The following is a 25,264-nucleotide window of genomic DNA, read 5'->3' as shown; positions in this document are numbered from 1 at the left end:
TTTGATTCACATGGCATTATTCATTAATTTCTTAATTATCGCACTAATTATTGGGGCTGCTGGCTATCAGATTTATCGCGTGGTCAAACGTGCTAAAAAAGGCAAGTGCGCGGCCTGTGACTATGATTGTGAAGCTAAAAAAATGTTAAACAAGGCCCAGAAACAACAAAACTAAGATTGCGACACCTGCCCCACTAGCCACGTGGTTAACACCTGAAAATAATACACACTAATAAAACACCAATGACGGAGATTCCAGTGAATTATCCTCATTGGTGCTTTATTTATCGACTGCATAATTTTCATTAAAACTTGTAAGGTCGAAATAGGACGCGCAAATGCTGTTTACCAATAATCTTCCCCATTAAGATGTCATCTTGGATGCTAACGCTGGTTAATGACAAATCAATTTAAAGACGGACTAAAAAAGCGTCCCCCCACCAGGAACGCTTTTTAAGCATTATTTCATTTGATCTTTATAAATCTTTTCGTACTTTTGAATATCACCAGCACCCATAAAGACAGCGACGGCATTGTGATAAGCCGTTAGAGCAGACATGTCATCGGTCGTGATAATTTCACCACCATTGGGTAACTTAGCAGCTAAGTCTTTGGAGGAAACATCACCAGATTTTTCACGGGCAGAACTGAAGATATTGGTCAAAAAGACGTGATCGGCCTTGCTTAAGCTGGCTGCAAAGCCATCCATCAATGCTTTCGTCCGTGAGAACGTATGTGGTTGGAATACGGCCAAGATCTCCTTATCCGGATACTTTTGGCGTGCAGCATCCAATGTTGCTTTAATTTCTGATGGATGATGTGCGTAGTCGTCGATCATAACCATATCGCCAACTTGATGTTCTGAGAAACGTCGTTTAACCCCACTAAAATCGAGGAGTTCCCGCCGAATTTCGTCCAAGTTTACTTTTTCAAAATAGGATACCGCAATGACAGCCGTGCTGTTTAAGACGTTGTGTTCACCAAACAACGGAATCTCGAATTCCCCTAACGACTCATCATGGTACTTCACTTCGAATGAAGACCCCTTAGTCGTCCGTTTGATATTCACCGCTTGAAAGTCGTCACGGTCATTCGTCCCGTAATAATAAATTGGGGTATCAACGTCAAGATTCCGTAGACTTTCGTCGTCACCCCAAGCAAAGATGCCCTTCTTTACTTGATTACCAAATTGTTGGAAAGCGGCTTGAACGTCAGCCAAATCCTTGTAATAATCTGGATGGTCAAAGTCAACGTTCGTCATGATCGCATAGTCGGGATGGTAAGCGACAAAGTGTCGCCGATATTCGTCCGCTTCAAAGACGAAGAAACGCGCATCGGGGGTGCCTTTACCCGTCCCATCACCAATCAAGTAACTGGTGGGAGCGATATGACTCAAAACGTGTGACAACAAACCAGTTGTCGACGTCTTCCCGTGAGTCCCGGCCACACCAATACTCGTGAAGCCTTCCATTAATTTCCCAAGAAATTCATGATAGCGATAAACGGGCAACCCCATTTCACGCGCCTTTTTGATTTCAGGATGGTCATCAGTAAATGAGTTTCCCGCAATCACTGTGAGGCCTTCGCGAATGTTATCTTCGGAAAACGGTAGCATCTTAATGCCAGCTGCAGCTAGACCTTTTTGCGTAAACGTATATTGTTCAATATCTGAGCCTTCAACTTGGTAACCCTTGTCATGTAAAATCAAGGCTAGTGAGCTCATCCCAGAGCCCTTGATCCCAACAAAATAATAAACCGTTGCTTTATCCATTATATTAATAATCTCCCATATTCACAATTCATCAACCATGCGGTGAATCGTTTATTTTTAATTATGAATTGGCTTGTAATTTAGTTAAATCTGCTGCCGTAAAATATACATCGCGTGGTTTGGACCCCTTAGCTGCTGAAACATAGCCGCGACTTTCCAAATCATCAATAATATTGGCCGCTCGATTGTACCCGATTGAGAAATTCCGTTGCAACTTCGATGTCGACATGGTATCTTCATCGGCGATATAAGCCAAGGCTTCAGGCATTAGATCATCTTCATTGCGTGCTGCTTCCTCATGTTTCATTAAGCTGTCTGGCTGGAATTCATAGTGCGGCGCCGCCTGATCACGAACAAACTGGGTAATACTATCAATTTCACTATCCACAAACGTCCCCTGCAACCGAAGCGGCGCGGGTTGGCCGTTACCCAGATACAACATATCCCCGCGTCCTAACAGGCGTTCCGCCCCACTCGCGTCCAGAATCGTCCGCGAATCGATCTGGCTGGCAACCATGAAGGCCACCCGGGTTGGAATATTATTCTTGATCAAACCAGTGACCACATCAACACTTGGCCGCTGGGTTGCAACTAGTAAATGAATCCCTGCCGCTCGGGCTTTCTGGGTAATCCGGGCAATGTAGTCTTGGACTTCACTAGAGGCAACCATCATTAAGTCAGCTAACTCGTCAATGACAATCACAATATAAGGCATTTTTAGGGCAGGTTCCCCATGTTCATCAGCTAGTTTATTGAATTGTTCAATATTACGAGCACCACCAGCCGCTAATTTATCGTATCGGTTGTCCATCTCATCAACGACCCATTTTAGCGCTGCTGAAGCCGCTTTAGGTTCTGAAATGACAGGCGCTAATAAGTGTGGAATCTCGTTATATGGTGCTAATTCAACCGCTTTTGGATCAATTAACAATAATTTGACCTGTTGCGGATTAGCCTTATATAAGATTGAAACCAAAATACTATTGATAAAAACTGATTTACCAGAACCAGTTGCTCCAGCAATCAGTCCGTGGGGCATTTTCCGCAAGTCAGTGACTTGCGGTTGACCAAACAAATCGACACCGAGTGCTACAGTCAGTGGTGATTGACTATCACGGAATTTATCCGAATCCAATACCTCAGACAACATAACTGGTCGGGACTTCTTGTTTGGAATTTCGATACCAATTGTATTACGACCTGGTATCGGCGCTTCAATTCGAATATCCTTCGCAGCCAAGGCCAGCTTCAAGTCATCATTTAAGTTGGTGATTTTGCTGACCTTGACGCCTCGAGCCGGTTTTACTTGGAACTGGGTAACAGTTGGACCAATCGTCCAGTCGACCACGTTAGCGTTGACACCAAATGCGTCAAGTGATTCGTCTAACGCACTGGCCTTCTGTTCAATCCAATCATCCATTTCCGATTCATTCGCAACGATTGGGGCTTTTAGTAAATTCAACGGTGGTAAATGGTATGCCGCTAATTCCTTATCCTCAAGGACCGGTGCAGCTGATCCCCCACTGTGAACTAACTCAGGTTGCGAATCCACTGCAGATGTCTCTGACAAAGCGGGACTAGTTGTAACTGCAGAAGTAGCCGCCTGTGACGGTGCCATAGTCACACTAGCCGCTCCCCCACTTTCCTGTGAAGGTACCGTGGATGCCACAACGCTGACTGGCGTGGCCGTTGCCGACGTCACAGCAGGACTTGTGCTAGTTGGCCGCATGCCAACCGGTTGATAAGGTTCTTCGTTAACGTGTGAACGAGTCTGCGCAGTACTTGACTGTGGTGCTGCAGAAGCCGCCGTTGTTGGCTGATCCTTAAATAACGCTAAGTCCGCCTGGGCATCGTGCTCAGCGGTCATAATATCCCCTAAGGATAGTCCTAGCCCATGTGCTGACTTGGGTGTCGCACTAGTTGCAGCAGATTCAGCAAGCGCGGGATCAGTTGGTTCAAACACTTCTGTCGGCCCTGCCGATACTGCCAAACTTACCGCGCTAGGCGCATTTATGGCGGCTGCAGACGCTGCTAAGCTTGGGTCAGTGGGCTCAAATACTTCCGTGGGGCCTGCCGATACTGCCGAACTTACCACGCTAGGCGCATTTATGGCGGCTGCAGACGCTGCTAAACTTGGGTCAGTGGGCTCAAATACTTCCGTGGGGCCTACCGATATTGCCGAACTTACCGCGCTAGGCGCATTTACGGCGGCCGCCGACGCTGCTAAGCTTGGGTCAGTGGGCTCAAATACTTCCGTGGGAACCGTCACTACCACTGAATCATCGGCTTTAGGCGTATTAATTGCCGCAGCCGACACAGCTAATTCAGGAGTAGTAGGTTCAAACACTTCCGTTGGTCGCACAACCGTCGCCGAAGCTGCGGACACCGTGGAATCACTGCCGGTCTGTGACGTGTTAGCCACGACCGTTTGAGCAGCCCCGCTCGATGCTGCCTGACTAGTTACCGTTGTCGGGTCAACACTTGAAGCCATCTTCCGTTCCGCTTGACTAAGAACTGCCGAATCACTCGGGTGTTCAACTTGACTCGTGTCCGTCCCACTATCAGAAAGCGGTTGTTGCAAATCAACAGCCGGTAAATCATTAGCTGCTGCATCCGCAAACAATAAGAAGGTCTCGGGCCGCTTATGCAAGCTCGCTTCAATTTCTAAATAATTACGGTCATCGTGATCCTGAATGATACCGCCATTTGTCAGCGCCGCACTAAGCTGGGCCGGTACCCGGGATGGGTGAAAAGTCCCATGGGTGCCACCGTTAAAGAGGGTCGCACTAGTTGCAGCACTGCTACTAGAAGTAGTTGCCTGGCTCGTCACCTGCTTGGCGCTAGTTTGACTGGCTGGCCGTTTTGGCGCCGCACTAGGTGCACCAGCAGTCGATTGTGGACTAGCCGATGCCGCTACAGGAGTTGATTGACTGGCCGCTGAATTATTCACTTGTGGTTTGTTAAATCGATATTTCCGGAAAAATGCCGGGCCATCATAATGGTTCATTTTCAATCATCCTAGTTTTTAATATCTGCAAATTAAGCGGTAAATAACGTCTGAGCGCGTTTAAAATCAAATGGCGCACCCACTGGCTGATAATCGGCGGGCAAAATCAAAGCCCCTGGCCGTTGTGGTGCATTCGGTAAATGCAATTCTCGGCCTGAAACAATCATGCCATCACTCTCAACGCCCCGTAATTCGCCTGGCCAAATAATTAAACCGCTGGGCATCATTGCACCGACTTTAGCCACGACGACTAAAATGCCTGCCTGCATATTAGGAGAACCACTCACAATCTGAAGCGGCTGATCTAAGCCAATATTGGTCTTGGTAATTTGCAAATGATCCGATTTGGGATGGGCTTCGGCTGATTCCACGTAGCCGACCACAAACTTAGGATCAGTATCTAAAACTAATTCGGGTTCAAAATCATTGGTTTTTAATAAGTTATTTAATTGCTCAACTTGTTCGGCCGTTAAGTGAACTTGACCATTAGCGTCTAAGTCACCTAACGTCTTGGAAACGTCAAAGAAATTATAGCCTAAGGTTTCCCCACTGTCAGCGTCACTAATGCGCGTCACATTGGCATGTGTTTCAATCGTTTGGGTGGCCGTATCTGGTCGTAAAATGGTGATTAACGTGTCACCTAATTCTGATAGATTATAACTTGTAATTAACATGTGAAACCCCTTTACTCTCATTTTAGCGTTCAAATTATATTATATCGTATTTTTCTTAGATCATACTGATTAATTATGACTTTTCTTTGTATTCTCGTCAATCATTGGTATACTAAATTTAAATAAAACATTTCCTAGTCAAGTTAACTGAAAGGAGACGCAACATCATGAATAAACAATTACAATATGGCGGCTTGTTAGCAGTTGGGATGGCTGGCATCGCCGGGGGCTTTTCCGTTGGTGGGCTGTTCAAGCGGTTGCGCCGCCCCACCCCTAACCAGATCCTTAGCCAAGTCAAGCGCGCATTCTTGAAGGAAGCACCGATTGAAGGCTCATGGATTGAAATGAAAAAATCCCCACTACAAAAATTCGCGTTACGTACAGACGTCTACTATGGCGGTATTACCCGTTACGAGGATGGTCAGCTGGTACAATACGAATTTTTAGCAGATGCGAATACTGGTAGTATTTTAGACATTTATCGACTTTAATAACTAGCAACCAACATAACATAAAATTGAGCTGCGGAATCGGAATTCCGCAGCTCAATTTTTATGTTCCGCGATAATTATATCTAAAACAAAAAACAGCGAGCGTATCAGCGCTCACCGTTCTTATTTAATCTATTCAGCTGGGAAAGTTGCAATAATCTTGTAAATTGGCCCCGCCGCACTGAATTTTTGTTCATATTCCGTTTCGACGTTATCTTCAGGCGTCGCAACGGCGTGTAAATCTAGCCAGATTTGTTCAAACCGCATGCCGAAATTATTCATACTCGTTAACGAAAATTCAAACAAGCCACGATTATCAGTTTTGAATTCAATCTGACCGTTAGACTTTAAGACTTCTCGATAACTACTCAAAAACGACTTGTACGTCAACCGCCGCTTTTCATGACGAGATTTGGGCCAGGGATCAGAAAAGTTCAAGTACAAACGGTCAACTTCGTGCGGCTCAAAAAAAGCTGTCACCGCCTGCCCGTCTGCGTGTGCTAATTGCAAATTAGGTAACGGAGATTCCACTAGTTTCTTTAAAATAATGGCAATCACTGAGGTTTGAATCTCAATCGCCACATAATTAATTTCGGGATGGCGCTTGGCCATCTCAATAATGAATTGACCTTTGCCACTACCAACTTCAATCTGGAGCGGTTGCGATTTGGCAAAACGACTTTGCCAACGTCCTTTAAATTGTGTTGGATCTTCGGTAATTAGTTCTGGGTGGGCGGCAATTAACTTAGGCGCCCACGGTTTATTTCTCACACGCATCTTGTTGACTCCTTCTTCATCGGCTGACTCAATAAAATAGCCGCGAATTCCGACTGGGACTCGCGGCTATCGGTTGCTTGTTATTAAACTTCGTATTGCGATAGTTCTTCCAAAAAGATAATTTCATGGTTCATCTGATGATACTGATTCCGATAATAATTATCCTTAATATTCAATAGTAAATTAATCTTTGCATACCAAACGACCCGTGTTCGTAAGGCAGTCGTCATAGTCTCACCATACTCACTAAACCACTGTTGCCAATCTTTCAATGGCACATACTCGCATAGCAACATACTAATATCTGAAGCTGGATCTGCAAACCGTGCAGAGTCCCAATCAACTAAGTACAGTTGTTGCCGATCAGATAATAACCAATTCTTATGGTTAAGATCACCATGACAAACACGATAATCAGTGACTGGTAAAGTTGGCGCAGTTCCTTTTAATTCACTAAGTACCCGGGCCATTAACGGGTGGTGCCGTAAATCATCTGGTAAATCTTGTAAATATTGCTGAATAAAGTCTTGTGGCTGAACACTCTGACCACCGACTTTTCTTAACATCCGATGAAGCAACTCGGAATTGTGCACACGTGCCAATAAATGCGCCACTTCAGGCAGCCGCATTTGTTGCTTCGTTAAAGTTTGACCATTCAACCACTCTTGGGCAGTCAGCGTATCACCACTAGAGATACGCTTTGTCCAGATCAACCGCGGGGTAATTTCTTCCATCGACAGCGCCGCTAAAAACGGCGAGGCGTTTCGTTTTAAGAACAATCGTTGGTGATTTTTTTTGCCCATGAAAGCTTTGTTCGTATTCCCATAGATTGGGTAGACGTCCCAGCCATCATCAAGTTCGAAATCCATCAGCCCCACTCCTCTCAAAATTTATTTAATGACTCATTATTATTTGACTTAACAATCACATTTTATAGACGAAAGTTGCATCCGTCAAGTCCTTTTTAACCCTTGATACAACAAGGTTTTAGGCTAATCGTAATTTAAGATACCAAGTAACTAAGAGATAGATTTCGATCACGTTAACCACAAGCAAAATTCCGACTTGAGCTAACGGTGCGTTGCTTAACCAAAAGGCAATTAAAAAAATAACACCGGTCACACTCAGCACATTTCGTAATAACCGTTGAAAATTCCGCAACCGTTGTTGGGTCGTCAACGGATAAATGTGCGTAAAAACTATATTATCGTATTGTTTATAAAACGGCAACAGTTGGAACCCAATCAAGTAAATAAACAAGACATCCAACGCTATCGCCAACCAGCCATGACCACTAAAGTACAACAATACCGCACCAATCAATGTCAAGCGGGCAACTAACCCACTAAATTCGGTTCCACGCAACATGCCACGCGTGTATAAATAACCAAATGCATGTTGCTGATCTTTAGGCAACCACCGTAATAACCAGTCCAAATAGCGACGCCGTTTGACGCTTCCTTGAACCATCGGCACATCAGTAAATAAATTAAAGAACCGGTAAATGCCTAACATACGGTTCGCCTCAGCTTTAATATCATCACGCCAAGCTACCACCGTTGTTGGCCAAATTCGCTGGTGTAAATAACGTTGGCTAATTGCGACTGCTACGGCAATCACGGCACTTAACCACGGCGTCACTATTAAGCCCAGCGCTAACGTTGCTAACGCGACAACCCAGTTTAGGGACCGCAACCAGTGCTTAATCGTTGGCGACACTTGATATAAGCTCGTCACACTCAAGGTTAACTGGGCATCTTTTAATGCTAATTGGGTAATTAATAACGCTAGCAGTGACCATCCTGTCATTTGATCAACAATCATGAGTAACGGCACGGTCAGACCCACGAAAATCACTTGAACGACTTGCGCCAACCACCAACTATACCGCCATGCTTTGACAAAGTAATCGTGAACATCACGTTCTCGTGGCAATAAGAAAACAGCATCGGCCGGCTCTAATAACGTCGCGATATGACTAACACTTAGTCCAACCCAAAGTAAGAGGCCCAGGAACACAATAATCCACGTCTGCTGGGGACCGAGAGTCTTCAACCAATTCGAATAAGCTAGACCAAGGCCACCGACAAAAAACATCAACGCAATCACAAAATGATCATTAAAAACCAACCGTAAATAACGTAGCATCCGGCGTAAATGGCGCTGTAGCCGCGTTTGAAACAACTCATTCATCACGGGTCACCCCGGTCAATGAAAGATAAATATCATTTAACGACTCACCGGCATCCGGATAATTCGCTTTGATTTCGGCAAAAGTTCCCTGTGTCTGCACTTCACCAGCGTGCAATAACACAAACTTATCGCAAGCTTTTTCAGCTGTGTCTAAGACGTGCGTCGACATCAACACGGCAGCCCCTTGCGCTTTAACCGTTGCAATTAACGCCAATAAATCGTGTACCGCTAACGGATCAAGCCCTAAGAACGGTTCATCAATAATAAACAACTTAGCGTTAGTGATGAACGCACAAACAATCATCACTTTTTGTTTCATGCCCTTTGAAAAATTAGCAGGAAACCAATCCAACTTATTATCTAATCGGAAAGTTTTTAATAAGTCATGTGCGCGTTGCCAAGCCTGATCCTGATCTAAACCATAGGCTAGCATCGTCATTTCTAAATGTTCTTTTAAAGTCAATTCTTCATATAATATTGGTGTCTCTGGAATGTACGCAATCTGACTCTTATAACTTTGAGGAGCTTGTGCCAACGTCACGCCGTTAAGCGCGATCGTGCCTTTCATGGGAGTCAGCAGCCCAATAATATGATTAATGGTCGTTGACTTACCAGCCCCATTAAGTCCAATCAAGCCAACTAACTCACCGGGTTCAACTTGAAAACTAATATCTTTTAGGACGGGAATTTGCGAATACCCACCAACTAAGTGCTGTACCGCTAATGCCATAACGTTAACCTCTTTCTGTGTTGGTATAAGTGTTCCTATTATAGCATAGCAACTGCTTCCCCAACTATCGGCTCATCTCGTTACACGCCGGCTTTACCGAAACGGCCACTATTGCTATTCAGCGTCTCTCACGCTTTGATTGCGGTAACATCGATAGTGTATAATGAAGTTAACTAATAAATAAAGAAGGTTATCACATGACAGCTTTTGAACCAAAACTCGATGACGATTGTATCTTTTGTAAAATTATTAAGGGCGATATTCCGAGCTATACCGTTTATGAAGACGACATGGTCAAAGCCTTTCTCGACATTTCTCAAGGCACTCCTGGTCACACCCTTGTGGTGCCAAAGACGCACGTTGCTGATATCTTTGGCTACGACCGCGATCTGGCTAGTGTTGTGTTCGCCCGGATTCCTGCAATTGCTCGGGCCATTAAAGCTTCTGACGACAATATTATCGGCATGAACATCGTTAACAACAATGGTGCGGTAGCTTATCAGTCCGTCTTCCACTCTCATTTCCACCTCATCCCACGTTACAGCGACAAGGATGATTTTCGCATGATTTTTAAGGATAATGCCAAAAAGTATGATGAAACCGACTACACCCGTTTACAAAACGCCATCAAAACTGAATTAGCACACTAGGAGGCTTAACATGGCAAAGTTTATTCGTAACGGTCTGATCGGCTTAGGTCTCAGTGCCACGGCTTACATGTTGATCAACCAGAAAACACCAAAAGCGCTCTACATTGACATTAAAAATTATGTTCAAGAGGTTTTAGACGCTGCTGACGATTTACAGGATGCACGGGAAGAATTTAGTGATGCGCAACGTAACCTGAGTGTTCAGATGGCTCACGCAGCCGAAGTCTTTGATGATATTCAAACTGAACTGGACAAGTTCCAATTCAAGATTGAGCCTCACATGGCAATCATGAAGACTCGAGCCGACCATTTACAGGCAACTTTAGATCACTTAACTAATACGCCGAATTAATAACGTAATCGTGTGTCTGTCATGCAGGCATGCGATTCTTTTGTTTGCTATCTTTACAAGCTCATTTCATTTAAATCTGCTGACCCATTCGGTAGAATTTATGAAGAGGCTGTGAAATCTCTGAAAATTTTGTAAAGATTTCTATATGCCTGCAGAAGCTTTCATAGATATGGTATAGTAGTCTGTGAAGTCTGCGAATGCAGAACGATTTCAAGAATAGGATGTGTTTTAGGAATGAAGAAATGGCTCATTGCCCTTGCTGGTGTCTTACTAACCTTCACCTTAGCTGGTTGCGGTAGCAAGACCGTTGCATCAACTTCCGGCGGTAAGATTACCGAAAGCGAATATTACAGTAGTATGAAGGGAACCTCTTCAGGTAAGCAAGTCTTACAACAGATGATTCTGAACAAGGTACTCGAAAAAGATTACGGCTCAAAGGTTTCTACTAAACAAGTGACGAAGCAATACAATACTTACAAGTCACAATATGGTAGTTCCTTCTCAACTGTCTTATCACAAAATGGTTTGACGACCAAGACCTTCAAGGAACAATTACGTTCTAACTTACTATTGAAGGAAGCCGTTAAAGACAAGGTTAAAATTACTGACAGTGCTTTGAAAAAGCAATGGAAGTCTTACGAACCTAAAGTCACAGTTCAACATATCTTAGTTGCCAAGTCAGATACTGCTGACAAAGTCTTAGACGCTTTGAAGAAGGATTCTAGCCAAGCTAACTTTACTAAGTTAGCCAAGAAGTATTCAACTGATACAACAACTAAGAACGACGGTGGCAAGTTATCAGCCTTCGATAACACTAACACCAGCTACTCATCTAAATTCTTGACAGCTGCTTTCAAGTTGAAGAACGGTGAATACACCACTTCTGCTGTTAAAACAAGCAACGGTTACGAAATCATCCGGATGATCAAGAACCCTGGTAAGGGCAAGATGTCTGATCACACTGCTGATTTGAAGAAACAAATTTGGGACAATGATATGAGCGACTCCACTGTCTTACAAAACGTTGTTTCTAAAGTGCTTAAGGGTGGGAATGTCTCTATCAAGGATAAAGACATGAAGGATATTTTATCAACCTACCTTTCAACATCATCTTCATCAAGTTCTAACTAATTAAGTTTTTAAAAACACTCCGGCTTCTATGTAAGAAGCTTGGGTGTTTTTTTATGCCAGACTATCTTAACTTCATTTATAAATTCTAAAATTTCAGTAATTGCAAATTGGTATTATCGACAAAATAGTTTGCATTTCGGTTTCTAATTATCAGAAGACGCTCCATTCTGGCCCAATTTCTGAAATTAGGTCGGCTAGGATAAAATCAGACAACCCTATGAACAACTACTGATACCTCTGGTAGTAACGCTCATAATTTTCTGTTAATACTAACATTCAATAATAATGGTTTATCACTATATTGTCCCTCACCTCTCAGCCTAATTCTCGCAAAAAAACAAATCTCAAAAATTGATATAAACAATAGTTAATAGTTTGATGATACCGAGCATTTCATATTCACTGCATAACAGCTAGTCATTAAAAGCAACCATCAACCTTATCATAATCCATATTCAAAAATTACATTGTATATACAATGTATGCATAAAATTAGCCGAATATCGGGATCTCATGATAACCTTATAATAACGATATGTAAAAATCAATATTCCGGCCGGAAATTTATTATCGTTACCTAATGTTTGTTGATTACTGCAGGCACGCACAACCAAAAAGGAGCGATCCATCATGAAAAAAACAGTGATTACTGCAACCATGTTGTTAAGCTTACTGGGAATGCCCGCCGTTGTAGCAACGGCTAATTCAACTGCAAAAACAACTACTGATTTGAAATTGACAGAAAACACTGGACCGACAGTCCCAGTTGACCCAACCAACCCAGCTAACCCACAAGATCCAGACGATCCAGAAAACCCGGCTACTGGTAATACAGGGGCCTTAACGTTAGACGTCGCCCCTAAAACCTTTAACTTTGGATCCGTTCAAACTTATGCCGACAAGCACACTTATCAGGCCATGACGACAACTAATGTTCATCAATACTTGCAGGTTACCGATAACCGCGGAGCTGACGAGCAGGGCTGGGTCGTCACCGTCGAACAAGATCGAGACCTGACTGAAACTAGTGGAACTTCCCCACACATCTTGACGGGAACCACCATTCATGTTCCGGTCGGAATTGCGCGCAACAGTCTGGCAACTGATCCGACCGCTGTTGACAACAACCTGAATGCCACCGTTGCCAATGTAACCAACACGAGTGGTGCCGTCACCGTCTTTAGTACGACGGCCACTATGGGGGCTGGTAAAGGAACATCAGTTAAGGTTTGGGACCCAACTGAAGTAACATTAACGATTCCCAAAAACACGGCCAAACCAGGAACTTATGCCAATAATTTGACTTGGACCTTAACCGCTGCTACCCCTAGCTAATCATAAGGAGGGATTCTGCATGCTTACCCGTTTTAGTCTTAGCACCGGGTTAGTGATCTTAGGGTTAATGGCAACCAGTTTGACAGCCACCGGGGCCACAACTAATGGTGCTGTGACTTTTCAAGATGATACTAGTGCCACTGCACCAGTCGATCCGACCAGTCCCAACGTTCCGTTAACGCCCCCTGATTCAAATAACCCGGCTACTAATAATACTGGCACATTGACACTCGACGTGGCTCCTAAGAGCATTGATTTCGGCACCGTCACAACATCCAATGCTGCTAAAACTTATACTGCAACTGGTAACTTTAATCAATATTTGCAAGTTTCTGACAAACGTACCACTGCCAACGGTTGGCAAGTCAATGTTAAGCAAGATCGAACGTTAACTAACAACGCTAATAATCACGTATTGACTGGTGCGGTCATTCACCTACCACAGGGAACTGCTCGTAATTCGCTAAACGAACCAGCCTCAATGGCCGACCCCAAGCTAGTTGTCGCACCAGGTGTAAGCGTTACCACTGCCGATCAGATCGTTTTTAACGCTCCCAACCAAGCAGGCGTCGGTAAAGCCACTTCCACGAACACTTGGAATGCGGGTGCCGTGACCCTTTCAATACCAAAACTGACGGCCCAAGTCGGTAACTATACGAACAACTTGGTTTGGACGTTAGTTGCCGCAACCACCAACTAGGAGGTAATCATGAAAAAATTGATGTGCTTATTCGGCGTAATTGGTGGCTTGGTTTTCATGAGTTTGACCTCACCAAGCATCCAGGCCACCGCGACCAATGCCGAAGTTCAATACAGTGTCAATAAAATCAGTCCGGGCCAAGAAGTCGATGCTAGCAGCTCATTTTTCGACCTAAAAGCTAAGGCGGGCACCACTCGCAAAATCCAAGCACGGGTCTATAACCCGACTAACCAAGCAATTAAGGTCAAGACACAGCTACTCACGACTTTTACGAACGATTCAGGTCAAATTGCTTACACTCAAACAGCCAAGCGATACGACCCCAGTTTGAAGTATCGTTTTGACCAAATTGCGACTTTGGCAACCGGTTCCGATAAAGTCACCGTCCCTGCCAAAAGCAATCGAATCGTCAGCGCCACGATCAACATTCCCAAAGGATTCGATACTGGTGTAATCTTAGGCTCATGGTACTTCGAAAAGATGGGACAAGGTGCAAAAAAAGCGACTAAGGGCGTCAACATTAACCAAAAATACAGTTATGCGTTAGCAGTTAAATTGACAGCCAAAGAAATCGCACAGCCTAAACTAACTTTAGCGGCAGTCACCCCCGGATTACGCAACTATCGCAAAGTCGTTCTTGCCACCATTCGGAATCCAGAACCGGCAGTGGTCTCGCAATTAAAACTGACAACTAAGGTCACGAAAAAAGGCAGTTCCAAGGTACTCTATCAGAACAACAGTGACAACTTGATCATGGCGCCCAATTCGAACTTCACTTACCCCACTTTCTTAGACGATCAAATCATGCGGGCGGGCAATTACACTTTATCCGTCACCGCAACAACTAACGACTCAAAATGGACAAAAAAGGCTTGGCATTGGTCCCGGGACTTTAAAATTACGACTGAACAGGCACGTCAAAATAATCAGGACGCCAAAAATGACCCGGCCGCTCCAATCAGTATCTGGTGGTACGTCTTAATCGTTATCGTGATTGCCGGTTTATCCGCTGGCATCGTCTACCTGATTATGAAACGACACAATCGCAGATCCTAAATAAGCGGTAATTTTAGATTATCTTCTAAACTTGGTACTCAAACAAGGAGGTTATCGTTATGACTAAATTCAGACGGCTAGTTTTACTATCATTGAGCCTAGGACTAGCCCTCGCTGGTGGCTGTCGGAGTCCCGACGCCCTAGCGGCCACCCCTACTGACACTAGTGTGACATTGACCGACTGGCAAGCCGGGACGGATTTAACAAATTTTCAACACCCCCGTCCCCATCAATATCTAGCAGTACCTAATGTCATCGCCACTGCTAGTCAACAAACTTCGACTCAGACGCCACCAGCCACGGCGACACGGCAGAATCAATCAGCGTTGCCACAAACAAATGAAGCCCGCCAACTTTTAGCCTGGTTAGGTCTGTTGACAGCTGGCTTGACTGGTTGGTTCGTGTGGCTCATGCAACGCCGAAGGGAGTGATCAATTTGCAACGACCACGAAGATTAATAGTTGCTTGGCTCGGGTTACTCGTGCTCCTGATGAGTCTTCTCGTTGTCAACGGTGGTGCCGTTTACGCGACAGCAACCACCACGGCCACCCCAATTAAATTCGAGGAACCACCCACAGAATTAGTGATCGAGCAACCCTTTACACTGCAGTTGACCCTGCAAGGTTCCTCCGAGCACCAAGTTGTGGTAACAATTCCTGAAGCACTCACCGTTGACCAAGATAAAACACGCCAGACCAACAAAGAAAACCTTTCTGAACTAGTTTTTGATACTGACAAACGAAAGCTGATCTTGACACCCTCCAATTCAGCATCCGCTACCACGTTCAAGTTGGTGTTAACGGCCAGTGAGGCGAAAACATACAAGTTGACCGCAGAAGCACTGATTACTGGACCGGCGTTAGCGACCACCACGGATTCGGCCGTCACCAATAGTGAAAGACCGACAACGCAAACCATAACGGCTGAACCACTAACTTTTACCGTGGCCGCACCCCCCTCAACTGCATCGACTCCTGCGGTAACCGCCACTGAATCAGCACGTGAAGTCGGCAATGATGCTAAAAGCACCTCTTCGGCCAGTAATGATCTGACCACTGACGATTCGGCAGTAACCCAAGCCACTACCCCGGAACGTGATGGAGACCGCACCTCAAGTACGGCCGCCGAAGAGTCTTCTAGTATAACCGCAACATCGGACAAGACTGCTAGCAACGACACTGCTACTAGTCGCACAGCGCAGGCTGATTCGGAAGCAGAACGTACACCGAAAGCGACTAAAGCGACCGCCACCAAAGCCGCCAGTGACATCACGACCGCCGCAATCGTGATCAATCCAGATGGTAGTACGACCGTTTCATCTTACGATGATTTAAAATCAGCGTATACCAATACCGCCGTCACGACGATTAAATTGGGGGCCAACATCACCCACACGTCAACAAGTGCCACAGAATTAGGCACTCGTACCACCAGCCTGACAATAGACGGGCAAAATCACAGCCTCGATCTCGGCATCGGCAACTTCACATTGGGTTCCACAACCACGGCCCAGACAATGACAGTAAAAAACTTCAGTAGTATTCGTGGCGCAATTGCGAGTGGAACAAGTAGTGGTGGTGCCGCCGGAATCATTCAAAGCGGGACCGATGGTGGGGCTAATGCTGGTGGTGCCCGTTGGACGATTACAGTAACCGATTTAATCACTACCAGCGACGTGTACCGCCTAGTCAACGCTCCTGGTAATCAAGTCAATGTCAGTGGCGCCGTCACCGCAACAACTGTCGCTGAAAACATGATTACTGGTGGAATGACCTTTGCCGCCAACAGCACGTACATCGGTCGCAAGGCTAATAGTAGTACCGCCAACAAAGCTTTCTTCAACTTCACGGCAACTAGTACAGTCGGGACTGGAGACCGTAAAGTCACCATTGGCAGCGCAGCTAATGTTAACTTGCTAGGTAGCGCATCAGACGCGACTCGGGGTATTTTCTATGACCAGTATGATGCCGTCACGGTGGGTACCAACGCTATCCTAACCGCCAAGATGTACGGTAACGTCTATCGGGCAGAAACAGCCAACACGTTTACCGCCAACGCTGGCAGTAAGGTCACGTTTGAGAACTTAGCCACAACTAGTAGTAATGCGCTCTACTACGTTACCCCGTTGATTCCGCTTGGCAACAACAGTACGTTTACCGTGACGGGTGGCGAGTTGTATATCACCAGTAGTGGCTCAGCCCCCATTTTTGGTGGCTACATGTCCGGTTTGAGCGTCTTGCTAGATTCCCCTAAGGCCTACGACATTAAAAATACGGACTTTGCGCTTCTCGTTCAAACGGGTTCAATCGTCGAGACGACCATTAAAAGTTTCAAAATCACGAACAGTAACCTGAGTATGTGGTCATTGTCCTTATTGAACCTGCTGAGCGCCAGTGTGACCTATCAAGGGATCACCGCCGTCGAACAGAACGGGGTCCTGATTACCAACAGTGGTAGCGTCTTGCCGGGACTACTCACCTTCTCGGCTGCGCGACGAATTGCGAACACCCTCTCACTGCCGACTGTGCAATTCAGCTCACCGTATACGAGTGACTTGAACGCCCAGCTAGTCACCAATGCCGACAAGAAGGTCCGCGTTCGTGTTATCACCGGTTATACAGAATCTAATGGCACACAAACGCCGATTTACGCCGGAATGGGTACGGCAACCGTCAAGTTGACGGATGATCAGGGCGCAACGCAAAGTGGCACGACTGACAGTAGCGGTTACGTTAATTTCACCTTAGATCATTTTCCAACGGCCGGCGCGACTATGACAGCTCAAGCAACGACCACCTATACTTCAGATCCCGTCGCCATAACCGTCCAAGATAAAACGCCGCCGACACCGGTAACCGTTAAAGATGGAAAAATCGTTGCCGACCAAAAAACGATTGCCAGCGGTTCCACGACAACGGCTGGTAACACACTTCGTTACACGGTTAACGGAACCTCCGCAGCTGATAGCAACGGCAATGCCATCACAGCAACCGCTGCCAGTGATGGGAGTTGGTCCCTTGCGATGCCAGCCACTAAATTAAAAGCTAACGACGTCATTCAGATTTTTGTGAAAGATAGTGCGGGGAACGAGAATCCGGTCACCAGTACAACTTATCATGATGCCACGTTTGCCGCCGCTACCCAATACACCGTCGCACCGGCAATCGGCCCGACAGCACCAACTGAGCCCGAGCACCCTGGTACGACCAATACCAGTGGGAGCGAAAACACTGGGACCGGTAATACGGGCGAACTTCGTTTAGACTACGCGCCCAGCCAATTTAACTTTGGCAGTGTCACAACAAGTATGCAGCCTAAAACTTACGCCGCCCAGACAATCAACGGTGTCGCGAAACAGTGGCTCCAAGTTTCCGATAATCGGTTAGCAACTCACGGTTGGACCGTCACTGCCCGTCAGAACAGTCCTTTTACTAGTACTAGTGGCGCCCAACTCACCGGCGCGAAGTTACACATTCCTGCCGGGCAGACCTATAATGAACGCGCTACGGGCCAGCTCAAAAGCTACGCGGTCGATCTCACAACCGCCGAACAACCCGTCTTTGCAGCCCCAGCAACGGCCAACGTGGGGAAAGACCTTTCAACCAACGTCTGGCAACCCACCCAAGTTCAATTGACCGTTCCTGGCAACACCGCCCAAGCGGGCCAAACCTATAACACAACCGTAACTTGGACACTAACGGCTAACGTGACGAACTAACGATTAAATATGCCAAACTGAGGCTCCTCGGCCGTACACCTTAAGTACTGGCCCCAACTCTAGCAATTGGAAGCGCGACTTCAAAGCACCATTAGACCACCACAATAATTGTCGATTTCATCACTTAAATTTGACCGTCGCTGGATTACCCATCATTATTGATGACGCGACGGTTTTTTCCTGTGAGTTTCTAATTAGCTAATCATCAGTAACCACTAGTTTTCCATGTCATATACTGAGCTTAAACAACACATCAACTTAAAATTGCCAAGTCCGTATAATGGGCTTGGCAATAATCAACCTAGTTAGTGGCTAAAGTTTGTAACGCCTGTAAACTAGCCGTACTGAGTACATCCACCGGTTGGCTTAATCCCGGTTGAAAGAAAAAGTCACCATAAGCTAATTGCTCTAGCGTTGTTCCCATCTGGATTGCGAGCGAAACGGTATTGATGACCGCCGTTAATTCTGCTGTAGACATTATTTGTGCACCTAGTATCCGATGAGTTTTATCATAAAACAACTTAAAATGAACGGTCGCATTCAATCGAGCTGGTGCGGATGCCACCAATCGGGAAACCGCGATGTAAGTTGCTAACACTGGTTGTTGCATACGGACAGCTAGTTGCGTGTTTAGACCCGTAGCAGCAAAGTAATATCCCGCCGCATTAAGCGCGGACGTTGCCTGAACGCCGGGAAACACAATTCGCTGATTCGTTAACAAGTTATGCGCTAATAACCGACCGGCATGACTGGCCGCGCTGCCTAAAGTGATCCGCTCTTTAGTACCCGTGGGCGTAAACCGAACTTTAGTCGCATCGCCAATCGCGTAAATATCTGGAACACTTGTTTGAAAATAATCATCCGTCTCAATTAATCCCTCAGAATCTAGCGCCAAAGTTCCCCGTAGCCATGCAGTATTCGGTCGATTGCCGACTGCGACAAGGACTAAGTCGGCAGCATACTGACCACGATTCGTTTGTACCGCTGTCACGTGTGTTGAACCTAATATGGCCGTCACCCGCTCTTCCATCTTTAATTGCAGCCCATTCTCAACACTAGCTGCAGCTAAAATTTGCGTAAATTCTGAATCAAGATTGTGACTGAATGGCCGAGCGTTCACATCAATAACAGTTACTTGCTTGCCGGTTTGTTTAAATAAGGCTGCAAAATTCATCCCAATATAGCCGCCTCCAATCACGACCACGTTTTTAATTGCTGCTGACTTAGCGGCCAATTTTAACTCATTGATGCTGGCACGGTTTTGAATCGATCGAACACCAGATAATTCGGCTCCGGGAATCGGTAACTGGATTGGTAACGATCCAACGCTCAATACCAATCGATCGTAATGATCAGTCTGTAATTGCCCCCGTTGATTACGAGCAGTGATCGTGTGGGTCGCTGGGGTAATTTTTGTGACCGTCGTTTGGTCGAATAGAGTCACCTGCTGGGACAAGGCCAACCGCTCTTTTTCAGCATCCGCCGGAGCCCAATCCAAAGCCGTCGCGAATTGCCCGTGCTCGTACCAATGAATCTCATTATCCGTATTAGCTGCTAATAAGCCATTGACCGTTTCGCGGCCGCCATGTGCAGCCCCGACAATAATAATTTTTGCCATATTTTCCGCCTCTGATTACTTAAATTATTGTTAACAACGCTATTTAAGATACACGTTGTCTTTAACTACAACAATCGTTTGGCTACGGAAATCACTATTATTAAGGCACAAAAAGCAGTAAACTGTTTCTAAAACCAATTAGGAGATCTTTTTGTGACCCAACTCAATCAACGTCGACGTGGCAACCGACTGGAAAACGCGATTTATGACACCACCTATACCCTGCTTAGTCAATACGGCCTCGACCAAGTCACTTTTTCACGAGTAGCCACTGCGGCCGCTACCAGCCGCAGTGTTCTTTATCGCTACTGGGATTCGACCTTTGACCTCATCTTTCATACTATTATTCATCAAATACAAAAGACTCCCATTGCACTTACGACCACGCCATTAGATACTGGCGGTCTTCGTACCGATCTCATTCTGTTAGCGCAACGCTTTATCCAACAAACTAGTACGGGGCCCTTCCGCTATTTTCGGCTATTGTTTGCCACAGCCTTGAACGCGCAGAATCAGCGCGATCTCACGCAGTTAGTGACTCAAATTGATCATGCCAACTTGACCTTGATCGAGCCACTTCTGACGAATGCACAAAACCACGGTGAACTTCAGATTTGGCCTAACCAAGCCGCACAATTAGTATTGTTTCAACAATTACGGTACTGCGACATCATCAACCAACCGATGAACACTGATCAGCAACTCACCAATCTCATTGATCAAGTCGTTTTGCCAGCATTGCGCGCAAGTGGTGTTGCTAACCGGCATTTTCATCATTAAGGAACGGCTTCCTCACAAGTCAAATAAAGTCTGATTTTCTAGCCCATACTACGCTGGAAATCAGACTTTATTTTTAATATTGAACCAGCGTCACCCTTAACTAGCCAAAACCAGGCGACGCCCCCCTTTACCCGTCTAACAAATTGTAATCTGGCGCTTATTGACGATAATCTGCCCTTCAGCCGCCAATTGTCTGAACTGACGACTCAGGGTTTCGGGAGTAATCCCCAAAATATTCGCCAATTCCTTCTTCTTCAACGACAATTCAAACTCGACTTGTCCGGATTCAACGGCACAATCTCGCAAATACGCCATCAAGCGTTCTTTGGCATCTAACAGATCACGGCGAGTTCGATTTTTCTCAGCTTCAATCAATTGGTTGCCAAAATTATTAATCATTGCTAACGACAAGCTGGCTGATTCACCTAATAACCGCTGAAAATCATCATATTGAATGGAACAGACCCACGCATCACTCGTGGCTTGAATAAATCCCTGATTCTCATGCGGTGCAAATAGCCAGTGTTGTCCGACGACATCACCACTACGCAACAACTCAATAATTTTCTCCTTACCATTAGCAGCTAAGGCATAAATTTTAGCCGTTCCCTCATCTAAGATGAGCATGCCTTCCTGATGGTCGAGTGGCTGACGAATCAACTGCCCTTTTTGATAAAACTTCCGGTGATGGGTCACCGTGATTAATTTGGCTTTCACCGCTGGCGCTAGCGGTGAAAATAATGGTGAACGACTCACACAATCCATTTTTGAATGCATAATTTCTCCTTTTCTTGATCTATGTCAATTTTTATATGATTAGACTAGCATATACTGACCATATAATGAAGAACTGGAGGAATTATTCATGACTAAAAAATACGTTGCTAACATCGTCCCGCTGAACGCCGAAGGAATCGGTACTGCCTCCCACGGCACAGCGACTTTCACTGAAACTGGTAACCAATTACACGTCACCATTGAAATGTTCGATACCCCGGCCAACACGCAACACTGGGAACATTTCCACGGCTTTCCAGATGGCAAAGCGGCACAGATTGCTACTATGGCCCAAGATGTCAATCACGACGGCTTTGTAGACTTGCCTGAAACTGAACCCGTTTCTGGAACGACGATGGTCCCATTTGATAATGCGCCCCATCATATGGACGTCCCAAATGATAATTACCCAGTTGCCGACGCGCAGGGCCACTTCGCTTATGAAATCGATGTGCCCTTAGCCGACCTACAGGCTAAATTCAAAGAAATATTTGGGACCGACGACTTGGAACTAGACAATCGGGTTATTTATATTCATGGCGTCCCACAGGATCTGCCCTTGCCTGCATCAGTCGCTGGTCACGTAGGCAGGTATGATGCTCACGTGACTTTACCAATCGCAGTCGGTAAGATTGAAGTTGCGGAAGACTAAGCGTGACGACCTTTCACTCAAAATCACAACAAATACTAAGACCGAGGACAAGTATTAATTAGATGGTTACCCTCGGTCTTAGTATTTTGTTAAACCAAATTAAATTCATAATTGCCGGTGACTAACATCATTAATGTGGTAAGCTATTTTGAATAATAAAATAAAAATGAGGTCTTTTTCATGACTAACGAACAACAGATTATTCATATTATTCAAACGACTCCCGCTTTAATGACCATTCTTCATCTAATTCAAGACTGCCATCTAAAGCAAGGCGCATTGGCAGCCGGTAGCATTCGCAATACGGTTTGGCAAGTGCTTAGCGGGCAGCCAGTACAACTCGGCAGTGATATTGACGTCGTCTTTTTTGATCCCGAACGACCAGCCAGTGATGATTTACAGATCTACCAACACCTCACTAGTAAAGCCCCTGAGTATCAGTGGCAAGTGAAAAACGAAGTCTACATGGCCCATTACAATTTTGCTGATAATCCTGAATTCACTTCCGTCACGGATGCAATTGGCCACTTTGTCGAAACACCAACTTGTATTGGTGCTTTCTTAGATGGGAATCAAGTCCAATTGATCGCTCCACACGGCGTGGATGACTTAGTAAACTTTCGTTGTCGACCGATCCCCTATTATTGCCAAGATTCCAAGCATCTAGCAGTCTATCAACGACGAATGGCTCAAAAACAATGGCAGCACCAATGGCCCTTGCTACAAATAGACGCTATTTAAATCGCCGATCATCTCGTAAGACAAGTATGAATTACCTTGTAAATTCAGTTCAAGTTTGCAATTTATGTTTGCCTTGTCTAATAATGATAAGCCAATAAACCGGTCAAATTATTATAAGTAGCCGACTGTTTACTTGGAATATCCCCGAGGCATCCCGAAAAATCACCATATCCGGCAGGAACTTGTGAATCATTTAAATCCTGGACACAATCATTATACATATCTTTGTCTCCAATCGTTGACGCAATCATGGCCGCAATCGCATATGATGAAGCAGCCGAATTTTTCTCAACAGGAGTTCCATCAGTATAATAATTATTATATAAGGTGCGACTATGGACATGACTCTTAATCCAACTAATACTTGCTGGTTGAGCTTCTCCAATTTGAGCTAAATGCAAAATAACTAGTAAGCTGTCAATTGAATTAACCTCACCCTTAGATTCCGGTAATGTCGAGTATTGACCAGCTTTATAACCATTCATATCACCATAATAGTAATAAGTTTGGTACCAAGGAAAATTATCACCCAAATACGCATCTTCTAATATTTTCAACTGATCATTATAATCTTTTTGACTCCAGCCACCTTCTCCATAAATATATTTCAGTTCCTGCATGTCCAGGTAATCGAGGCGGATCGCTGGCTCTTTAGTGCCATCCGTAAAACTAGTACCGTCAATCATTTTTCCATCTAATAATGAATATTTTTTAAATCCTGCAACTAATTCCTTAATTTCTGATGCTCGGGCTGTCGACGGTGACTGTGCTTGCATCATGGTCAATGCCCGTATAATTCTAAGATCATCTAGTGATGCATTTCCTTGCTTGTAAGTTCGGGTTCGGGAATTATACATCCAGTAAAACACCCCATCACCGTTTGAAAAAGTTTTTTTTACTTGTGTATAATAATTATCAAATACAGTTGCGTCACCACGCATTGCTAATGTTTCAAGGTATAATCCTGCAGATTCAGTAATCTGATTAAACATCTCGTTATTAGTATTAGCACTATCTTTCTGTGCTTGTGTCATATACCCAGAATAGATACCGGTATCCGTCATCATGGTATTAACCATAAAATTATTTAACGCATCCACTTTACTAGCTACTACATTCGTATTGTTCTTGCTCAAAGGCGTAATGTCATTGATTTGACTGGGATCAATGGATGCTACTGGATCAGTGATGGCTCCATCATTTTCTGGCACCTTAAAATTAAGCGTGTCCCAAGTCGAATAAGAAGCACCATTATCTGAAGCGCTCACTGTAAATTGGATCTGAACACTTGTTGCCGGTGTTACCTTGCTCAAATCTAATTCAATCACTTGATCATCGGAATTAACTACTGGGGTTAAATTATCAGTACTAGAATATTTGATACTTATGATTGGTTTCACCACTTTGTATTTGCCATCAGTCTGTTTAAATCCCTTAAAGATGTCACTAAATTGTATAGTGGCTCTTTTCTTATCATTGCTATAGTTAACTAGCTCCTCAGATGGTCTATAAGTCCCACTGATACTTTGTCCCGCAAAGCCATAATTTAAATCTGTATACGTGATCGTTATATTTTTAAAATTGACTTTTGATGATAATACCCAATCTGGGCTACTGGTCTTCAACGCATAATTACCAATGTTCAGAGAATACAGATTGTCACCACCTGGCATTTGGCTCGGCAATTTAACAATTGTATTATTACTAAAGTCTGCTTGTATCAATCCCGTAGCATACTGTAATCCATCCAAATCACTAATATCCGTAGTATCCACGTGTAAATAGCGTAAATCTGCCAACATTTCTGGCTTTAATTGACTTACACTGGTTGTCTCATAGCCACCCTTTGTATTAATCGATTGCCCCAAATCATGTAGTGCTGAAAAAACAACTTTCTGTAAATTTTCATCCGGCATCCATTGATCGATATTTACTTCACTAGTTGAATATCGTAGTGCATCAGCAGATACCGGCTGTGATGCTCTCCTTCCTCCAATACTAACGACCGTTATCAAAACGAGCATAATTCCAAACAAACGCAGAAGTTTATTCATCAAAACGTCCTCCAAAAAAATAATATTATTATAATTAATAATGTTATATATAAATTT

23 protein-coding genes are annotated in these 25,264 nt (G+C 44.8%); 13 read left to right on the top strand and 10 right to left on the bottom strand.

The genetic code is table 11. The features are described 5' to 3' along the window. Positions 1-10 precede the first annotated feature (10 nt). Positions 11-175 carry a FeoB-associated Cys-rich membrane protein gene (locus tag RXV91_RS07930; RefSeq protein ID WP_011101416.1) on the top strand — a complete coding sequence of 55 codons (165 nt, stop codon included), beginning with the start codon at positions 11-13 and terminating at the stop codon, positions 173-175. A gap of 285 nt (positions 176-460) precedes the next feature. On the opposite strand, the gene murC is transcribed toward RXV91_RS07930, so the two are convergent. The 3 genes from murC to ytpR form a co-directional block, all read right to left on the bottom strand. Then, positions 461-1,771, bottom strand: a complete 1,311-nt coding sequence (gene murC, locus RXV91_RS07925) for a UDP-N-acetylmuramate--L-alanine ligase (protein ID WP_316439437.1) — start codon at positions 1,769-1,771, stop codon at positions 461-463. A gap of 61 nt (positions 1,772-1,832) precedes the next feature. Further along, the gene (locus RXV91_RS07920; RefSeq protein ID WP_316439436.1) at positions 1,833-4,778 is read right to left on the bottom strand and encodes a DNA translocase FtsK; all 2,946 of its coding nucleotides are present in this window, start codon (positions 4,776-4,778) and stop codon (positions 1,833-1,835) included. 32 nt (positions 4,779-4,810) lie between these two features. Continuing rightward, positions 4,811-5,452 carry a YtpR family tRNA-binding protein gene (gene ytpR, locus RXV91_RS07915; protein ID WP_316439435.1) on the bottom strand — a complete coding sequence of 214 codons (642 nt, stop codon included), beginning with the start codon at positions 5,450-5,452 and terminating at the stop codon, positions 4,811-4,813. 167 nt (positions 5,453-5,619) lie between these two features. Here ytpR and RXV91_RS07910 point away from each other — a divergent pair, with 167 nt between their 5' ends. After that, on the top strand, positions 5,620-5,943 hold the full coding sequence (locus tag RXV91_RS07910; RefSeq protein ID WP_003640256.1) for a PepSY domain-containing protein: 324 nt from the start codon (positions 5,620-5,622) through the stop codon (positions 5,941-5,943). A gap of 132 nt (positions 5,944-6,075) precedes the next feature. On the opposite strand, the gene trmB is transcribed toward RXV91_RS07910, so the two are convergent. From trmB to RXV91_RS07890, 4 genes are all read right to left on the bottom strand, one after another. Further along, entirely contained in the window at positions 6,076-6,720 is a 645-nt protein-coding gene (trmB, locus tag RXV91_RS07905) for a tRNA (guanosine(46)-N7)-methyltransferase TrmB (protein WP_316439434.1), read from the bottom strand. Positions 6,721-6,803: 83 nt separating this feature from the next. Beyond that, on the bottom strand, positions 6,804-7,589 hold the full coding sequence (locus RXV91_RS07900; protein WP_316439433.1) for a phosphotransferase family protein: 786 nt from the start codon (positions 7,587-7,589) through the stop codon (positions 6,804-6,806). A gap of 118 nt (positions 7,590-7,707) precedes the next feature. Further along, positions 7,708-8,913: an ABC transporter permease gene (locus tag RXV91_RS07895; RefSeq protein WP_316439432.1), complete on the bottom strand. Its 1,206-nt coding sequence runs from the start codon at positions 8,911-8,913 to the stop codon at positions 7,708-7,710. Continuing rightward, on the bottom strand, positions 8,906-9,643 hold the full coding sequence (locus tag RXV91_RS07890) for an ABC transporter ATP-binding protein (RefSeq protein ID WP_316439431.1): 738 nt from the start codon (positions 9,641-9,643) through the stop codon (positions 8,906-8,908). Before RXV91_RS07890 ends, RXV91_RS07895 begins: the two co-directional genes overlap by 8 nt. A 197-nt stretch (positions 9,644-9,840) precedes the next feature. Between RXV91_RS07890 and RXV91_RS07885 the strand changes: the two genes are divergently transcribed. The 8 genes from RXV91_RS07885 to RXV91_RS07850 all read left to right on the top strand — a co-directional run bounded on the left by RXV91_RS07885 (position 9,841) and on the right by RXV91_RS07850 (position 18,585). Next, a complete protein-coding gene (locus RXV91_RS07885) occupies positions 9,841-10,293 on the top strand; it encodes an HIT family protein (protein WP_316439430.1) in 453 nt (150 codons plus the stop codon). 10 nt (positions 10,294-10,303) lie between these two features. Further along, a complete protein-coding gene (locus RXV91_RS07880) occupies positions 10,304-10,645 on the top strand; it encodes a hypothetical protein (RefSeq protein WP_316439429.1) in 342 nt (113 codons plus the stop codon). Positions 10,646-10,879: 234 nt separating this feature from the next. Beyond that, entirely contained in the window at positions 10,880-11,776 is an 897-nt protein-coding gene (locus RXV91_RS07875) for a peptidylprolyl isomerase PrsA (RefSeq protein ID WP_316439428.1), read from the top strand. Positions 11,777-12,406: 630 nt separating this feature from the next. Next, positions 12,407-13,111 (top strand): WxL domain-containing protein, encoded by a 705-nt coding sequence (locus RXV91_RS07870; RefSeq protein ID WP_316439427.1) that lies wholly within the window; start codon positions 12,407-12,409, stop codon positions 13,109-13,111. A 19-nt stretch (positions 13,112-13,130) separates the two neighbouring features. Further along, positions 13,131-13,811 (top strand): WxL domain-containing protein, encoded by a 681-nt coding sequence (locus RXV91_RS07865; RefSeq protein WP_316439425.1) that lies wholly within the window; start codon positions 13,131-13,133, stop codon positions 13,809-13,811. Positions 13,812-13,820: 9 nt separating this feature from the next. After that, positions 13,821-14,867: a DUF916 and DUF3324 domain-containing protein gene (locus RXV91_RS07860; protein WP_316439424.1), complete on the top strand. Its 1,047-nt coding sequence runs from the start codon at positions 13,821-13,823 to the stop codon at positions 14,865-14,867. A gap of 59 nt (positions 14,868-14,926) precedes the next feature. After that, positions 14,927-15,298, top strand: a complete 372-nt coding sequence (locus tag RXV91_RS07855; protein ID WP_316439423.1) for an LPXTG cell wall anchor domain-containing protein — start codon at positions 14,927-14,929, stop codon at positions 15,296-15,298. A gap of 5 nt (positions 15,299-15,303) precedes the next feature. Beyond that, the gene (locus tag RXV91_RS07850; protein ID WP_316439422.1) at positions 15,304-18,585 is read left to right on the top strand and encodes a WxL domain-containing protein; all 3,282 of its coding nucleotides are present in this window, start codon (positions 15,304-15,306) and stop codon (positions 18,583-18,585) included. A 301-nt stretch (positions 18,586-18,886) separates the two neighbouring features. Here the strand turns inward: RXV91_RS07850 and RXV91_RS07845 are convergent, their stop codons facing one another. Continuing rightward, entirely contained in the window at positions 18,887-20,203 is a 1,317-nt protein-coding gene (locus RXV91_RS07845; RefSeq protein WP_316439421.1) for an FAD-dependent oxidoreductase, read from the bottom strand. A 153-nt stretch (positions 20,204-20,356) separates the two neighbouring features. Here RXV91_RS07845 and RXV91_RS07840 point away from each other — a divergent pair, with 153 nt between their 5' ends. Further along, the gene (locus RXV91_RS07840) at positions 20,357-20,983 is read left to right on the top strand and encodes a TetR family transcriptional regulator (protein WP_316439420.1); all 627 of its coding nucleotides are present in this window, start codon (positions 20,357-20,359) and stop codon (positions 20,981-20,983) included. Positions 20,984-21,118: 135 nt separating this feature from the next. Here the strand turns inward: RXV91_RS07840 and RXV91_RS07835 are convergent, their stop codons facing one another. Next, a complete protein-coding gene (locus RXV91_RS07835) occupies positions 21,119-21,760 on the bottom strand; it encodes a Crp/Fnr family transcriptional regulator (RefSeq protein WP_316439419.1) in 642 nt (213 codons plus the stop codon). A gap of 88 nt (positions 21,761-21,848) precedes the next feature. Between RXV91_RS07835 and RXV91_RS07830 the strand changes: the two genes are divergently transcribed. Both RXV91_RS07830 and RXV91_RS07825 read left to right on the top strand, forming a co-directional pair. Continuing rightward, positions 21,849-22,412, top strand: coding sequence for a hypothetical protein (locus RXV91_RS07830; protein WP_316439418.1), 564 nt, complete (start codon positions 21,849-21,851; stop codon positions 22,410-22,412). Between the two features lie 180 nt (positions 22,413-22,592). Continuing rightward, positions 22,593-23,153, top strand: a complete 561-nt coding sequence (locus tag RXV91_RS07825; RefSeq protein ID WP_316439417.1) for a nucleotidyltransferase family protein — start codon at positions 22,593-22,595, stop codon at positions 23,151-23,153. Positions 23,154-23,230: 77 nt separating this feature from the next. Here the strand turns inward: RXV91_RS07825 and RXV91_RS07820 are convergent, their stop codons facing one another. Further along, the gene (locus RXV91_RS07820) at positions 23,231-25,207 is read right to left on the bottom strand and encodes a hypothetical protein (RefSeq protein ID WP_316439416.1); all 1,977 of its coding nucleotides are present in this window, start codon (positions 25,205-25,207) and stop codon (positions 23,231-23,233) included. Between the last annotated feature and the right edge of the window lie 57 nt (positions 25,208-25,264).

This window comes from Lactiplantibacillus sp. DA1, assembly GCF_032681335.1.
Lineage (GTDB): Bacteria > Bacillota > Bacilli > Lactobacillales > Lactobacillaceae > Lactiplantibacillus.
The sequence above is the reverse complement of the archived record's forward strand: the minus strand, read 5'-3'. Positions and strand labels throughout refer to the sequence as shown.

Coding starts and splice junctions, on each gene's coding strand:
- RXV91_RS07930 (WP_011101416.1), top strand. CDS start 11: ATGGCATTATTCATTAATTTCTTAATTATCGCACTAATTATTGGGGCT.
- murC (WP_316439437.1), bottom strand. CDS start 1,771: ATGGATAAAGCAACGGTTTATTATTTTGTTGGGATCAAGGGCTCTGGG.
- RXV91_RS07920 (WP_316439436.1), bottom strand. CDS start 4,778: ATGAACCATTATGATGGCCCGGCATTTTTCCGGAAATATCGATTTAAC.
- ytpR (WP_316439435.1), bottom strand. CDS start 5,452: ATGTTAATTACAAGTTATAATCTATCAGAATTAGGTGACACGTTAATC.
- RXV91_RS07910 (WP_003640256.1), top strand. CDS start 5,620: ATGAATAAACAATTACAATATGGCGGCTTGTTAGCAGTTGGGATGGCT.
- trmB (WP_316439434.1), bottom strand. CDS start 6,720: ATGCGTGTGAGAAATAAACCGTGGGCGCCTAAGTTAATTGCCGCCCAC.
- RXV91_RS07900 (WP_316439433.1), bottom strand. CDS start 7,589: ATGGATTTCGAACTTGATGATGGCTGGGACGTCTACCCAATCTATGGG.
- RXV91_RS07895 (WP_316439432.1), bottom strand. CDS start 8,913: ATGAATGAGTTGTTTCAAACGCGGCTACAGCGCCATTTACGCCGGATG.
- RXV91_RS07890 (WP_316439431.1), bottom strand. CDS start 9,643: ATGGCATTAGCGGTACAGCACTTAGTTGGTGGGTATTCGCAAATTCCC.
- RXV91_RS07885 (WP_316439430.1), top strand. CDS start 9,841: ATGACAGCTTTTGAACCAAAACTCGATGACGATTGTATCTTTTGTAAA.
- RXV91_RS07880 (WP_316439429.1), top strand. CDS start 10,304: ATGGCAAAGTTTATTCGTAACGGTCTGATCGGCTTAGGTCTCAGTGCC.
- RXV91_RS07875 (WP_316439428.1), top strand. CDS start 10,880: ATGAAGAAATGGCTCATTGCCCTTGCTGGTGTCTTACTAACCTTCACC.
- RXV91_RS07870 (WP_316439427.1), top strand. CDS start 12,407: ATGAAAAAAACAGTGATTACTGCAACCATGTTGTTAAGCTTACTGGGA.
- RXV91_RS07865 (WP_316439425.1), top strand. CDS start 13,131: ATGCTTACCCGTTTTAGTCTTAGCACCGGGTTAGTGATCTTAGGGTTA.
- RXV91_RS07860 (WP_316439424.1), top strand. CDS start 13,821: ATGAAAAAATTGATGTGCTTATTCGGCGTAATTGGTGGCTTGGTTTTC.
- RXV91_RS07855 (WP_316439423.1), top strand. CDS start 14,927: ATGACTAAATTCAGACGGCTAGTTTTACTATCATTGAGCCTAGGACTA.
- RXV91_RS07845 (WP_316439421.1), bottom strand. CDS start 20,203: ATGGCAAAAATTATTATTGTCGGGGCTGCACATGGCGGCCGCGAAACG.
- RXV91_RS07835 (WP_316439419.1), bottom strand. CDS start 21,760: ATGCATTCAAAAATGGATTGTGTGAGTCGTTCACCATTATTTTCACCG.
- RXV91_RS07830 (WP_316439418.1), top strand. CDS start 21,849: ATGACTAAAAAATACGTTGCTAACATCGTCCCGCTGAACGCCGAAGGA.
- RXV91_RS07825 (WP_316439417.1), top strand. CDS start 22,593: ATGACTAACGAACAACAGATTATTCATATTATTCAAACGACTCCCGCT.
- RXV91_RS07820 (WP_316439416.1), bottom strand. CDS start 25,207: ATGAATAAACTTCTGCGTTTGTTTGGAATTATGCTCGTTTTGATAACG.